Below are 14,305 nucleotides of genomic sequence, written 5' to 3' on the forward strand. Positions count from 1 at the left end.
CCATGCCCACCGCCCCGCGCTACTGCCCGCACTGCACCACGGAACTGGCCCGGGGCGTCCCCAACGGCGACACCCACGAACGTCTTCACTGCGCCGGTTGCGGCTACATCCACTACATCAACCCGAAGATCATCGCCGGCTGCATCATCGAGCGCGACGGCAAGTACCTGCTGTGCCAGCGCGCCATTCCGCCGCGCCCCGGCACCTGGACCCTGCCGGCCGGGTTCATGGAAGCTGGCGAGACCACCGAACAGGCGGCGCTGCGCGAGGTGTGGGAAGAGAGCGGCGTGCGCGCCGACATCATCTCGCCCTACTCGATCTTCAGCGTGCCGCGGATCAGCGAGGTGTACATCATCTTCCGCGCCGTGGTCACCGAGGAAACCGGCGAATACGGGCCCGAGACCCTGGACTATCGTTTCTTCGAACCGGACCAGATCCCCTGGGACGAAATCTACTACCCGGCGATCCGGCAGATCCTCGAGCGCTACATCCTCGAGCGCCAGGCCGGCGTGTACGGCATCTACATGGGCAACGACGATACCGGCAAGGTGCACTTCATCCGCTGACGATGGCGCACACAAATCCCTCGCCAAGCGTCGCGTCTCGGTGCACCCTGATGGTCCCACGCAAAAGGACCGGCAAACGTTCATGGCGAAATGGCTAGACGGCGGCGGGCTGATGGCCGCGCGCATCCGCAACCACGACTGGGCATCCACGCCCCTCGGCCCGCTGGATAGCTGGCCCGACGTACTCAAGACCAGCGTCGCCCTGTGCCTGGCCTCGCGCTTTCCCCAGGCCGTGCTCTGGGGCGATGCCTTGATCACCCTGCACAACGACGCCTTCAGCGAGATCCTGGGCGGCAAGCCGACCGCCCTGGGCCGGCCCTTCAGCGATGTCTGGCAGGAAGCCTGGAGCAATATTCGCCACCTGGCCCAGCGCGCGCTCGCCGGCGAGGCGGTGTACATCGAGGACTTCCCGCTGATGATCGAGCGTCATGGCAGCCCGGAGCGCGCCTATTTCACCTTCTGTTACAGCCCGGTGCGCGACCACGACGGCAAGGTAGTGGGCATGCTCGACACGGTCACCGAAACCACCGCGAGCGTGGTCGCCAACCGCCGTCTGAACTTCCTCGACAGCCTCGGCCGGGCTGCCGCCAATGCCACCGATCCGGAACGGATCATGGCCACCACCACTCACCTGCTTGGCGAGCACCTGCAGTTGTCCAGCTGCGCCTATGCGGTGATGGCGCCCGACGAGGACGGCTTCACCATTTGCGGCGACTGGGTCGCACCGGGCTCGCCACGGCTGATCGGCCAGTACCGCCTGGCCGACTTCGGCGCGCTGGCCGTCAGCCGCCTGCGCGCAGGCCTGGCGCTGGTGATCGATGACAATCTCAGCCAGTTGCCGGCACCCGAGTCGGCGACCTTCCAGGCCATCGGCATCACCGCGACCATCTGCATGCCGTTGATCAAGGAGGGCCGCCTGACCGCGCTGATGGCCATCCACGACAAGCAGCCCAGGGCCTGGACCGATTACGAACAGACCTTGATCGGCGAAGTGACCGAACGCTGCTGGGCGCATATCCAGCGGGTCCAGGCCAACGCCGAGGTGCGCGAGGCACTGACCGCCCTGGAGGCCCTCAATACCACCCTCGAACAACGCGTGGAAGAGCGCACCAGCCAGTTGCTGCATACCGAGGCTGTCCTGCGCCAGACCCAGAAGCTCGAGGCCATCGGCCAGCTCACGGGGGGCGTGGCCCATGACTTCAACAACCTGCTGACCATCATCCGCTCCTCCATCCACTTCCTGCAGCGCCCGGACCTCGACGAGAACCGGCGCAGCCGCTATCTCAAGACCGTGTCCGACACCGTCGACCGCGGCGCCAAGCTGACCGGGCAACTGCTCGCCTTCGCCCGCCGCCAGGCGCTCAGCCCACAGGTATTCGACGCCGGCCCCAGGCTCGAGGCGATGGCCGAAATGCTCGATACCGCCACCGGCGCGCGCATCCAGGTGAGCCTGGAACTGCCCGACACGCCCTGCCACGTGCACGCAGACCTCGGCCAACTGGAAACCGCGGTGATCAACCTGATGATCAACGGCCGCGACGCCATGGCCGGCGCGGGCACCTTGCGCCTGCGCCTGGAAGCCAACCAGCAGCTGCCGGCGCTGCGTGGCCAGGCCCCCCAGGCCGGGCCATTCGCTGCCATCTCGGTGGTCGACAGCGGCGTGGGCATTGCCCCGCACCTGCTGGAGCGCATCTTCGACCCGTTCTTCACCACGAAGGCCGCCGGCCAGGGCACCGGGCTCGGCTTGTCGCAGGTGTTCGGCTTCGTCAAACAGTCGGGGGGCGATGTCCAGGTCAGCAGCCGCGAAGGCCTGGGCACCACCTTCACCCTGTACCTGCCCCAGGTGGCCCAGGCCGATGCCGAAGTCAGCACCGCTTTGCCGACGCTGGCGCCCAATGGCGAGCGCCGACATATCCTGGTGGTCGAGGACAACCCCGATGTCGGCAGTTTTACCGCGCAGATCCTGCGCGATCATGGCTACCGAATCAGTTGGGCGATCTCGGCAGAGGATGCGCTGAAGCAGATCGCTTCGACACAAGGCGGATTCGACGCGGTGTTTTCCGACGTGGTGATGCCTGGCATGGGCGGCCTGGCCCTGGCCAGGGAGCTGCGGCGCAGCCAACCCCATCTGCCGGTGATCCTGACCTCCGGCTACAGCGAGGCGATTGCCGAAGGTGGCCACCAGGGCTTCGCCTTCCTGGCCAAGCCCTATTCGGCCGAGCAGGTGTGCCGGATGCTGGGGGACGTGCTGGGAAGGCAGTGAGCGGCGCGTTGGGCAGGCGATTGGCAAAACGCCCTGCCCAGTCGAATCACCCCCGCGCCGCCAGCAAGCGTGTCAGGCTGCGCCCCAGCTCATCCTGGCGGAACGGCTTGCGCAACACGCCGAACCCATGCAGTTCACGCGGTGTGAGGTTGGTGTAGCCGGTGATGATCAGCACCGGCAGCTGGGTCAGTTGCTCGCGCACCTGCTGGGCGAAGCGCACGCCGGTCATCTCGGCCATCACATGGTCGGTCAGCAACACGTCGGGCACCAGGCCCTTTTCCAGCAGCGCCAGGGCCTGGACAGGCCCGCTGGCCTCTGTCACCTCATACCCCAGCGCCTGTAGCTGCATCAGCGTTGCCTGGCGCACCAGGGGTTCGTCATCCACCAGCAACACCCGGGTCGGCCGTTGCGCACGGACCGCCTCGACAGGCTCGGTCATGCGCGCCGCCACGCTGCTCTCACTGGCCGGCAGCCACAAGGTCGCCTCGGTCCCCTGGCCCGGCCGGGAATGAATACCGAAGCCACCACCGGACTGCAACGCCAGCCCCTGCACCATCGGCAGGCCCAGGCCAGTGCCCCGGCCCACCCCTTTGGTCGAGTAGAATGGCTCGACGCAATGCGCCAATACCTCTTCACTCATGCCACAACCGGTGTCGCTGACCTGCAGCCATAGCTGCTGCCCGCCCTGCAACCCAGGCGGCCTGGGCATGCCGGCTTCCTCGGCGCCAGCGCGGATGGTCAGCTGGCCGCCTTCGCTCATTGCGTCACGGGCATTGACCACCAGGTTCAGCAGGGCCAGCTCCAACTGGTGCGGGTCCACCAGAACCCCTGGCAAAGCCTTGTCGATATTGACCTGCAGCGCGATGGTCGGCCCCAGGGAGCGCGCCATCAGTTCGTGCATGTCCTCCACCAGCACTGCCAGTGACACCGTAACCGGCTTGAGGGTCTGGCGCCGGGCGAAGCTGAGCAGGCGCCCGACCAGGTTGCGCGCCCGCTCCGCCGCCTGCAGGCCGCCGTCGATCAGGCGTTCGGCCCGTTCCGGCTGGGGGTGGCGGCGCAGCAATTCCAGGGAAGCAATGATCGGCGTGAGCATATTGTTGAGGTCATGGGCGATGCCACCGGTCAGCTGGCCGATCATCTCCATCTTGCGTGCCTCGTGCAGCTGCACCAACGAGGCTTCGCGATGGGTCAGCATGTTCGCCACCCGCTCCTCGAGGTTTTCATTGAGCACATGCAAGGCGCGCTCGGAACGGGCATGGGTGATCGCCGCCCACACTTGGCCGGCGGCCTCTTCGACCAGCAGGCATTCGCTGGTGGTCCACGCGTGGGGCGTGTGGAAATGCACCGCGAGCATCGCCTCCAGGCGCTCGGCACGCAGCACCGGGGCATGCAGCGTGGCGCACAGGCCCTTGAAGCCCGCCGGCGCCATGTTGTTCGCCGCATAGTTACGCTGCACCACCTGGCCGGCGAGCAGCGCCTCGCGCAGTGCCGGGTCCAAGGCCGCGTACTGGTTGAGGCCGGTGATCGGCGGCACCTGCGCGGCGCACTCCTGGGCGACCCGATAACGGCGCCCATCGCCCAAGTCCTCACCAAAGCAGACCCGCGCCGCGCCCAATTCCTTGGCCAGGCGGCGCACCGCGTGGGCTTCGATGCGCTCGGCCTGGCCCAGGCCGGGCAAGGCCTGGCGCAGTTCCTGGAGAAATGCCTGGCGCTGCTGGAAATGCACCCGCTCCGAGGTTTCGGTGACAATGCACAGCACGCCCCCCACGGAACCGTCAACTTCACGCACCGCGGAATAGGAGACATCGAAGTACGCCGTTTCGCCTGGCCCGTGGCGCACGATGTAGAACGGCCGATCCCTGGCAGAGAATGTCACGCCGGTTTCACGCACCCCGCGCAGCAAAGGCTCGAGGTCGTCCCAGAGCTCGCTCCAGTGCGCCTTGGCGGGTTGCCCCAGCGCGCCGGGATGCTTGTCACCGATGGTCGGCCAATACGCATCGTTGTACAGCGCGATGTATAGCGGGCCCCAGAACAACACGATCTGCGCCTGGGCAGGCAGGAGCATGGCCACCATCGCCTGCAATGCCGGCGACCATTGGTCCGGCGCACCCAGCGGCGAGTGCCGCCAGTCCATCGCCTGCAACAGGCAGCTGACCTCGCCACCGCCGCCCATGAATGCCGGCAATGGTTGCAGGTTGGCCTTCTTGCTCTCCTGGCGAGCTTTCATGTCTCGGTAGTCCCGGGCACGTGATCTTTCCTATGAGGGTAGGAAACCGCCCGTTGGCAAAACGTTCCATCGGATCGCCGGACGTGATCAACGGCGCCCTTCGGCCAGCATGCGCACGGCCAGGGCGGCCAGCACCATGCTCAGGCTGATCAGGGCGAAGGCCAACAGGTTGGAGGGTTCGGGCATATCAAATCCTTTTGGGGGTAGCGCCATACCTGGCATTTTTGCCAGTTTCACTGGCCAGGGGCGCACGTTAACGTGGAACGATCATGTCTGAACAGTACGCGCACCCATGAGCAAATCCTCGACCGCTTTGTTGGCGAGCGACCTGGCACGCTCGGTGTTACGAGGATCAAGCCGTGAGTTTGCCTATTCGGCCTATGGATACGATCCAACTCGCGACGCAACTGGTTCACAACTGGGATTCAATGGCGTGATTCGAGACCCGTGGACAGGCTGCTACCCGCTGGGCAACGGATATCGCACCTATAGCCCGGTACTGATGAGGTTCTGCTCACCGGACAGACTGAGTCCTTTTGCTGACGGGGGCATCAATAGCTACGGATATTGTTCCGCAGACCCAATAAATCATGCCGATCCTCGAGGAACCTTTAAACAGGTTCACCAACGCCGCGCTGTTGACTTAGGTCAGCTCAGTGACCTGCCCAAGAGAATTCAAGCCGAGCGTATCGGGTCCGTTCATCACATTGATATGGACACACTTAAATTACGTTACCCAGGCCATTCGGACCTCATCAGCGAGGTCACCACGCAGAACGCACTGTTCGCCGCCCTTACCCTACCCAATCCTGATCGCATCGCAGGTAACAGCGCCAGTTTCACTCTGCCTGATTTTGGTATCACTTTTGATAATCGTGATCTCTTGGAAGACATCGTCCGTCAGGGCCAAAGAGCAGTCGATGCGAGCCTTAGCTATGGCGCCGCTCCTGTTGCGGCAAACGCAGCGGCTATGCGAGAACATGTCGACGACTACTCCAAAGGCAAGGAAGCACTCGTAAACTATCTTGCACAAAAGATGGATCAACTTCGAGATACCAGTTGGCCAGATTAAACGACGTCAGTAAATCTATCACTTGCTTACATTTCCATCCTTGAAACCCCCGACCTGCCCCGGTAACCTTTGCGCGCTGCTGTAAGTCCAGCAGCCGGGTTTGGTAGCCCGCGATCAATCAAGGCGCACAAGCGCCCCCATTGCGATAGAGTCGGCGCTTTTTTGTGCCCGCTGTTTCGTTTTATGGCGGCTGTGCGTAGGGCGCACTCGTGCGCGCCGGTTTCCTTGATTCCCGGTCTACCAACCTGCGTACAGCCGTCACCACTTCGTTTGGTAGCGATCTGTGGCGGCTCCATTGAATCAAGGAGCGACACAATGACAAAAGGCTTACCTGATCCCCCGTCCCGCGCCACCACGGCGCACTCCAGCTTCGGCAACTGCGAATGCAGCCACCCTTCCCTGTTCGCCGTGCGCGAAGGCGTGGACTTCGAAGATGCGCTGGTGCACCTGTCCACCCTGCTAAAGGGCGCGTTCGCCACCAACCTCAAGGCGATGGAACTGGCGACCGGCACCTGCCATGACCTGTTGCTGGGCAATGATCATGGGCTGGATGCGGCCAAGGCGGTGGTCGAGGCATTGCTCGATGGGGTGGAGATGCAACAGGTGGAGAAGGCGCGCTTGCGCACGGTTTGATGGGCAGCAATGCCGGGACCACAGTGCGGTCCCGGCTTGCTGCAACAGCAACCCTTACGCCTTGTCGACAAGCCGCTGCAACAGCCCGTCGGTGAACTCGACGGCGTTGATCACACCCTCATGCCCATCGGCGATCACCGTCGAACTGGCCAGGCCATTGACCGAAGCCTGGGCCAGCAGCCCCGCCTCGCCCAGGCGTACCCGCTCGGCACTGCGGCTTTCACTGGCCCACCAGCAGTCCACCTGGACCGCCAGCGGGCGCAGGCGGAATGCCTGGCTCAGTTCGGCGTTGCGGTCGAGCACGGCGAAACCATCGACGATCTCCCGCTGCAAGTGCACATCCTCGTGGATGCTGCGCAGGCGTTCGGCGCTGACATTACCGGCGGCGGCCACCTGCTCGATGACCCACTCGGTCCTGTCGACCTCGGCCGGCAGACGCTCGGCCTCGTCGATGAAGCCAGCGATCCGCGCCTCGCCGACGCCCGGCGCAAAGGCCAGCAGGCCACGCAGCAGGCTTTCGTCCGCCCGCGCCACCTGCACCACCTCGACGGGCTCGGCGTCGAGACCGGATACCTCCTGCGGCAGCAGGGTGTCGACCAGGCCGACGAAACCGACCTGCTGGCCGGCCTGCTCCAGGGCGTAAGCCACCTCCAGCGCCAGCGCGCCACCCATGGACCAACCCAGCAGATGGTACGGGCCGCTGGCCTGGGTACGGCGGATCTGCTCGACGTAATAGCCGACCATCGCCGCCCAGGATTCGTCCACCCAGCCCGGCTCGGCATAGCAGCGGTTGACCAGGCCATACACCGGGCGCTCATCGGCCAGGCGGCTGGCCAGCGGGTAGTAGGCGTAGGCACCGCCGCCACCTGGCGGCAGGCAGAACAGCGCCGGGCGCTGGCGCTGGCAGCCGTTGAGGTTGATCACCGGCGATTTCAGGCGATCCTTGCCGCCACCGATGAAGTTGGCCAGTTCCTCGAAGCTGGCCATCAGCATGAACTCATGCAGGCTGATGTTGATGGCGAAGGCTTCGCGCACCTTGTTCACCAGGGTGATCACCAGCAACGAGTGGCCGCCGAGTTCGAAGAAGTTGTCGTGCAGGCCGACTTGCTCGACATTGAGCACCTCGGCCCAGATCGCCGCCAGTTGCTGTTCCAGCGCCGTGCGTGGGGCCACGTAGCCCTGTTGCAGCTGACTGGCGTCCGGTTTGGGCAGGGCCTTACGATCCAGCTTGCCGTTGGCGGTCAGTGGCCACTGGTCCAGCACCAGGAAGTGCGTCGGCACCATGTAGTCCGGCAGGTTGGCTTTCAGGTGCTGTTTCAGCGTGTCGCGCAGGGTTGCGTGGTCTGCATTCGCATCCTGGGCGATCAGGTAGGCGGCCAGTTGCTTGCCCCCTGCCCCGTCGATATCCAGCACCAGCACTTCACGCACCGCCGCATGTTCTTGCAGGCGTGCTTCGATCTCGCCCAGTTCGATACGGAAGCCGCGGATCTTCACCTGGTGGTCGATCCGGCCCACGTACTCGATCACGCCCTGTTCGCGGTAACGCGCCAGGTCGCCGGTGCGGTACAGGCGCCCGCCTTCACTGGAGAACGGGTCCGGCACGAAGCGCTCGGCGGTCAGCGAGGCGCGGTTGTGGTAACCCCGCGCCAGGCCGGCGTGGCCGACATGCAGCTCACCCGTGCAGCCTTTGGCCACCGGATTGAAGTCGGCGTCCAGCACGTACATCGACAGGTCCGGAATCGCTGTACCGATCGGGCTGCCCGACTGCTGCGTGTCGGCGAAGCGGATTGGCCGGTAGGTCACATGCACCGTGGTCTCGGTGATGCCGTACATGTTGATCAGGTTGTCGCAATCCTCGCCGAAGCGCTCGAACCACGGTTGCAGTGCAGCCACATCCAGGGCTTCGCCGCCGAAGATCACGTAGCGCAGCGAAAGGTCGGATGCACTGTCACAGGCCACGCGCATCAGCGGTTTGAACGCCGATGGGGTCTGGTTCAGCACGGTCACGCCCTGCTCCACCAGCAACTGGTGGAAGTCTTCCGGCGAACGGGTGGTTTCACGCGGGACGATCACCAGGCGGCCGCCATGCAGCAGCGCACCGAAGATCTCCCACACCGAGAAGTCGAAGGCGTACGAGTGGAACAGCGTCCACACATCCTGCGGGCCGAAGCCGAACCAGGCATCGGTGGCCTTGAACAGGCGCAGCAGGTTGTGGTGCGGCAGCAAGGTGCCTTTCGGCTTGCCGGTCGAGCCCGAGGTGTAGATCACATAGGCCAGGTTATCCGGCTGGGTCAGGTGCTCCGGATTCTCGTCACTGTAGCCAGTCAGATCATCTTCGAGAGACAGACTGCTCACCTGCGCTGGCACCGGCAGCCCGGCCAGCAAATGGCCTTGAGTCAGCAGCAACTGAATGCCGCTGTCTTCCATCATGTAGCTCAGGCGATCCTGCGGGTATTCCGGGTCCAGCGGCACATAGGCGCCCCCGGCCTTGAGAATCGCCAGCAAGCCGACGATCATTTCGAAACCACGCTCCACCGCGATGCCCACCAGCACATCCGGCCCCACACCCTGCGCGCGCAGCTTGTGCGCCAGGCGGTTGGCGCGGCGGTTGAGCTGGTCATAGCTCAACGCCTGCCCGGCGAAGGTCACAGCGATCGCTTCAGGCGTGCGCGCCGCCTGCTGCTCGATCAGCGCGTGAGCGCACTCGGAGCTTGGGTAGCGCTGCACATCGGCCGTCCACGCCCCCAGCTCAGCCGCATCGAGCAACGGCAACTGTGCCACGCGCTGGGCGTGATCCGCGCAGATGCCCTGCAGCAGGTTGCGCCAATGCCGGCCGATGCGCTCGACCGTGGCCGCATCGAACAGCGAGGTGGCGTAGGTGAACGCCGCAATCAGCCCACCCTCGTGCTCGGCCGTGTTGAGGATCAGGTCGAACTGGGTGGTCTGCCCTTCCCAGCTCAATCCCTCGACCTGCAACCCGCCCAGCTCACGGACCATGCCCGGGCTTTCGGCCTGGTGGTTGAACAACACCTGGAACAACGGGTTGTGGCTCATGCTGCGTTCGGGTTGCAGCGCCTCGACCAGTTGCTCGAACGGCAGGTCCTGATGCGCCTGGGCCTGCAGCGAGGTTTCACGCACCTGCTGCAGCAACGCGGCGAAGGTGGTCTGCGGCGCGAACTCGGCCTTGAGCACCTGGGTGTTGACGAAGAAGCCGATCAGCCCCTGGGTTTCGGCGCGGGTACGGTTGGCCACCGGCACGCCGACACGGATGTCGGCTTGCCCGCTGTAGCGGTGCAGCAGGGTCTGGAAGGAGGCCAGCAACAGCATGAACAGGGTCACCCCCTGCTGGCGCGCCAGGGCCTTGAGCCCCTGCGCCAGGGAGGCATCGATATCGATGGCCAGGCGTGCGCCCTGGAAGTTCTGCACCGACGGCCGCGGGCGGTCGACAGGCAGCTCCAGCAGCGGCTGCTCGCCCGCCAGTTGCTCGCGCCAATAACCGAGCTGGCGTTCCTGCTCGCCCGCCTCCATCCAGTCGCGCTGCCACAGGGCGTAGTCGGCGTACTGGATCGGCAGCTCGGCCAGGGTCACCGGCGAACCCAGGCGCAAGCCCTCGTACAGGCGGATCAGCTCGTCCACCAGGATCGGCGTGGACCAGCCATCGGAAACGATATGGTGCACAGTCAGGATCAGCACATGCTCTTCAGGCCCCAGCACCAGCAGCCTGACCCGCAGCAACGGACCATGCTCCAGGTCGAACGGCTGCTGCACCTCGGCCTCCACGCGCGCGCGGATGGCTGCCTGCAAATCCGTCGAGTCCTCAGGCACGAAGGGCTCCTCCGCCAGCGCCACAGGCATTGGCGGATGGACGATCTGCAGCGCGCCGTCACCTTCCTGGCGGAAGGTGGTGCGCAGGGTTTCGTGGCGCGCCACCAGGCTGTCGAAGCTGTGCTGCAACGCCTCGACATCCAGCGCGCCCTTGAGCCGCAGCGCCGCCGGGATGTTGTAGGCGGCGCTGTGCGGGTCGAGCTGCCAGAGGAACCACTGGCGCTGCTGTGCATAGGAAAGCGCTGCCCCGTCCGCCGAGTCCCTTCTGAAGATCGGGGTGACCCCGTAGAGGTTGACACCCTGGCGCTTGAGCAAGGCTGCCAATGCCTTGCGCTCCCTGGTGGACAGCGACTTTACGGAGTCGAGCAGCTCTTGCACTTTGAATGTCTCCCGCTAAGCGATCAGATTATCTATTTCCTGTGCAGTAAGACGTTTCAAGGCCTCCAAGGATTTAGTCAGCTCGTCATGGGCGTTGGCGACCTGCCCCGACTTGCGCTCCACCACCTGGCTGAAGTCGGCCAGCGTGGCCTGCTCGAACAGCTCGTTGAGGCTCAGGTCGACGCCCAGTTGCTCGCGCACCCGGCCGATCACCTGGACGATCAGCAGCGAGTGCCCGCCGAGGTCGAAGAAGTTGTCCTGCAGGCCCACCCGCTCGACCTGCAGCACCTCGGCCCAGATCGCCGCCAGCTTGCGCTCCAGCTCCGTGACCGGTGCCACGTGGGCTGCCTGCAACTGGCTGGCATCTGGCAGCGGCAGGGCCTTGCGGTCGAGCTTGCCGTTGGGGGTCTGCGGCATGCGCGTCAGGCCGACCAGATGGCTCGGCACCATGTAGTCCGGCAGGCCGGCCTTCAGGTGCGCACGTAGCTCGCCGCGCAGCGCTTCCACGCTTTGCTGCGCATCGTGCAGCACCAGGTAGGCGGCCAGCTGCTTGCCGGCCGGGCCATCGATATCGATCACCGCGGCCTCGCGGATCGCCGGGTGCAACAACAGGCGCTCCTCGATTTCGCCCAGTTCGATACGGAAGCCACGGATCTTCACCTGGTGGTCCAGACGCCCGACGTACTCGATCACCCCGTCCTCGCGGTAGCGGGTCAGGTCGCCGGTGCGGTACAGGCGCGCGCCCGGCTCGCTGGCGAACGGGTCCGGGACGAAACGCTCGGCGGTCAGGCCCGGGCGGTTGTGGTAGCCCCGCGCCAGGCCGTCGCCGCCGATCAGCAACTCGCCACGCGCGCCTTGCGGCAGCACGTCGAGCTCGTCGCTGACCACGTGCAGGCGGGTGTTGGCCAACGGCCGCCCCAGCCACACGTCGTCGCTGTCGGTCAGGTAATGACAGGCCGACCAGATGGTGGTCTCGGTCGGGCCATAGACGTTCCACACATGCCCGGCCTGGGCGATCAGGCGCTGGGCCAGCTCGGCGCTCAGCGCCTCGCCGCCGCACAGTACCTTCTTGCCGGCGAAGGCTCCGGGCGCGGCGGCGTCCAGCAGCATGCGCCAGGTCGACGGGGTGGCCTGGACGACGCTGACTGCCTGGGCCTGGATCACCGCCAGCAACGCCTGCGGGTCCTTGTTCACCTGCTCGCCCAGCAACACCACGCAGGCACCGCGCAACAACGGCAGGTACAGCTCGAGGCCCGCGATATCGAACGACAGCGAGGTCAGCGACAGCACCTTGTCATGAGCATCGATACCCGGCTGGCGCGCCATGCTGCAGAGGAAGTTGACCAGCGCATCGTGGCGGATGGTCACGCCCTTGGGCTTGCCGGTGGAACCGGAGGTGTAGATCACATAGGCAAGGTTTTCCGGGTGTGCCAGCGGGCGCGGATTGTCCTGGCTGTACTCGCCCGGCAGCGCCTGGTCGAGGCACAGGCTGCGCACCTGCGGCGGGATCGGCAGGCGTTGCACCAGGCTGGACTGGGTCAGCAGCAGCGCGATGCCGCTGTCCTCCATCATGTAGGCCAGGCGGTCCTCGGGGAACTGCGGATCCAGCGGCACATAGGCGCCGCCGGCCTTGAGCACCGCCAGCAGGCCGACGAGCATGTCCAGGCTGCGCTCCACCGCGATCCCCACCAGCACATCGGGGCCGACGCCCAGGCTGCGCAGGTGGTGGGCCAGGGCGTTGGCGCGCTGGTTCAGTTGCGCGTAGCTCAGCGACTGCTCGCCCAGCACTGCGGCGACGGCCTGCGGCGTGCGGGCAGCCTGTGCCTCGATCAGCTGCTGGACGGTCTGCCCGCGCGGGTAGTCGGCGGCGCTGTCGTTCCAGGCGTACAGGGTGCGCTCGCGCTCCTCGCGGCTCAGCAACGGCAGTTCGGCGACGCGCTGCCCGGCGTCCTGGCAGATGCCCTGCAACAGGTTGCGCCAGTGCTCGGCCATGCGCGCCACGGTCGCCGGCTCGAACAGGCTGGTAGCGTAGGTCAGGGTCGCGCTCAGGCCGCCTTCGTGTTCGGCAGTGTCCAGGGTCAGGTCGAACTGTGCGGTCTGCTTGTCCGACACCAGCCCCTGCAGGCTGAGGCCCGCAAGTACGCGGGATTCACCCAGCACCTGGGTCTGGTGGTTGAACATCACCTGGAACAGCGGGCTGTGGCTCAGGCTGCGCTCGGGCTGCAAGGCTTCGACCAATTGCTCGAAGGGCAGCTCCTGATGCGCCTGGGCACCCAGGGCGGTGTGCTTGACCTGTTGCAGCAGTTCGTCGAAACGAATCTGCGGCTGGAAGCGCGCATCCAGCACCTGGGTGTTGACGAAGAAGCCGATCAGGCCTTCGGTCTCGGCCCGGGTGCGGTTGGCCACCGGCACGCCGACACGGATGTCCGACTGGCCGCTGTGGCGATGCAGCAAGGCCTGGAACGAGGCCAGCAGGAGCATGAACAGGGTCACGTCATGCTGCCCGGCCAGCGTCTTGAGCTGGGCAACCAGGCTTGGCTCGAGGTACACCGGCAGGCGCGCACCCTCATACTGCTGCACCACAGGGCGCGGGCGATCGGTGGCCAGTTCGAGGATCGGCTGGGTGCTGCCCAGGCGCGCCTGCCAATAGTCGAGCTGGCGCTGTTGTTCGCCGGCTTCCATCCACTGACGCTGCCAGGCCGCGTAGTCGGCGTACTGGAAGGCCAGCGCCGGCAGTTGCGGGGCCTGGCCTTGCAGGTGGCTTTCATAGCCGCGCACCAGTTCGTCGACCAGGATCGGCATCGACCAGCCGTCAGCAACGATATGGTGCAGCACCAGTACCAGCACATGCTCGTCGGCGCCCAGGCGCAGCAGGCGGGCGCGCAGCAACGGGCCGTGTTCCAGGTCGAACGGCTGGCGCACCTGGGTCTCGACCCAGGCCTGCACGCCGGCTTCGTCCAGGGCCGCCGTGGTGATGTCCAGCGGCGTTTGCAGACGCGCATGCACCACCTGCTCGGCACTGTCGCCCTGCTGGCGGAAGGTGGTGCGCAGGGTTTCGTGGCGGGCGACCAGCGCGGTGAAGCTGCTGCGCAGTGCCTCGATATCCAGCTCGCCCTTCAAGCGCAGGGCCGACGGGATGTTGTAGGCGGCACTGCCCGGTTCCAGCTGCCAGAGGAACCACTGGCGTTGCTGGGCGTAGGACAAGGCCAGCGGCTGGTTGCGGTCCACGACGCTGAACGCCGGCGCCTGGCTGGCCGCACCTTGGCCGGCGGCCTGGGCGAAGGCTTGCAGGTCGGCGGATTCGAACAGGCTGCGCAGCGACACTTCCACATTCAGGCGCT

7 protein-coding genes are annotated in these 14,305 nt (G+C 65.7%); 4 read left to right on the top strand and 3 right to left on the bottom strand.

All coding sequences use genetic code 11. The features are described from left to right. Window positions 1-2 precede the first annotated feature (2 nt). Together AC3WL2_RS12690 and AC3WL2_RS12695 are read left to right on the top strand one after the other, a co-directional pair. Window positions 3-566 (top strand): NUDIX hydrolase, encoded by a 564-nt coding sequence (locus tag AC3WL2_RS12690; RefSeq protein ID WP_102682367.1) that lies wholly within the window; start codon window positions 3-5, stop codon window positions 564-566. Window positions 567-648: 82 nt separating this feature from the next. Further along, window positions 649-2,829, top strand: a complete 2,181-nt coding sequence (locus AC3WL2_RS12695) for an ATP-binding protein (RefSeq protein WP_102682366.1) — start codon at window positions 649-651, stop codon at window positions 2,827-2,829. Window positions 2,830-2,875: 46 nt separating this feature from the next. Here the strand turns inward: AC3WL2_RS12695 and AC3WL2_RS12700 are convergent, their stop codons facing one another. Then, on the bottom strand, window positions 2,876-5,056 hold the full coding sequence (locus AC3WL2_RS12700) for an ATP-binding protein (RefSeq protein WP_102682365.1): 2,181 nt from the start codon (window positions 5,054-5,056) through the stop codon (window positions 2,876-2,878). A 292-nt stretch (window positions 5,057-5,348) separates the two neighbouring features. Here AC3WL2_RS12700 and AC3WL2_RS12705 point away from each other — a divergent pair, with 292 nt between their 5' ends. Both AC3WL2_RS12705 and AC3WL2_RS12710 read left to right on the top strand, forming a co-directional pair. Next, window positions 5,349-6,128 carry an RHS repeat-associated core domain-containing protein gene (locus AC3WL2_RS12705; protein WP_102682364.1) on the top strand — a complete coding sequence of 260 codons (780 nt, stop codon included), beginning with the start codon at window positions 5,349-5,351 and terminating at the stop codon, window positions 6,126-6,128. Between the two features lie 399 nt (window positions 6,129-6,527). Continuing rightward, entirely contained in the window at window positions 6,528-6,761 is a 234-nt protein-coding gene (locus tag AC3WL2_RS12710) for a hypothetical protein (RefSeq protein ID WP_028689390.1), read from the top strand. A gap of 54 nt (window positions 6,762-6,815) precedes the next feature. On the opposite strand, the gene AC3WL2_RS12715 is transcribed toward AC3WL2_RS12710, so the two are convergent. Both AC3WL2_RS12715 and AC3WL2_RS12720 read right to left on the bottom strand, forming a co-directional pair. After that, window positions 6,816-10,964, bottom strand: coding sequence for an amino acid adenylation domain-containing protein (locus tag AC3WL2_RS12715; protein ID WP_492574580.1), 4,149 nt, complete (start codon window positions 10,962-10,964; stop codon window positions 6,816-6,818). Between the two features lie 15 nt (window positions 10,965-10,979). Next, the coding region (locus tag AC3WL2_RS12720) for a non-ribosomal peptide synthetase (RefSeq protein ID WP_146023157.1) at window positions 10,980-14,305 on the bottom strand (3,326 nt) is incomplete at its 5' end.

The organism is Pseudomonas sp. FW305-96 (assembly GCF_058783825.1).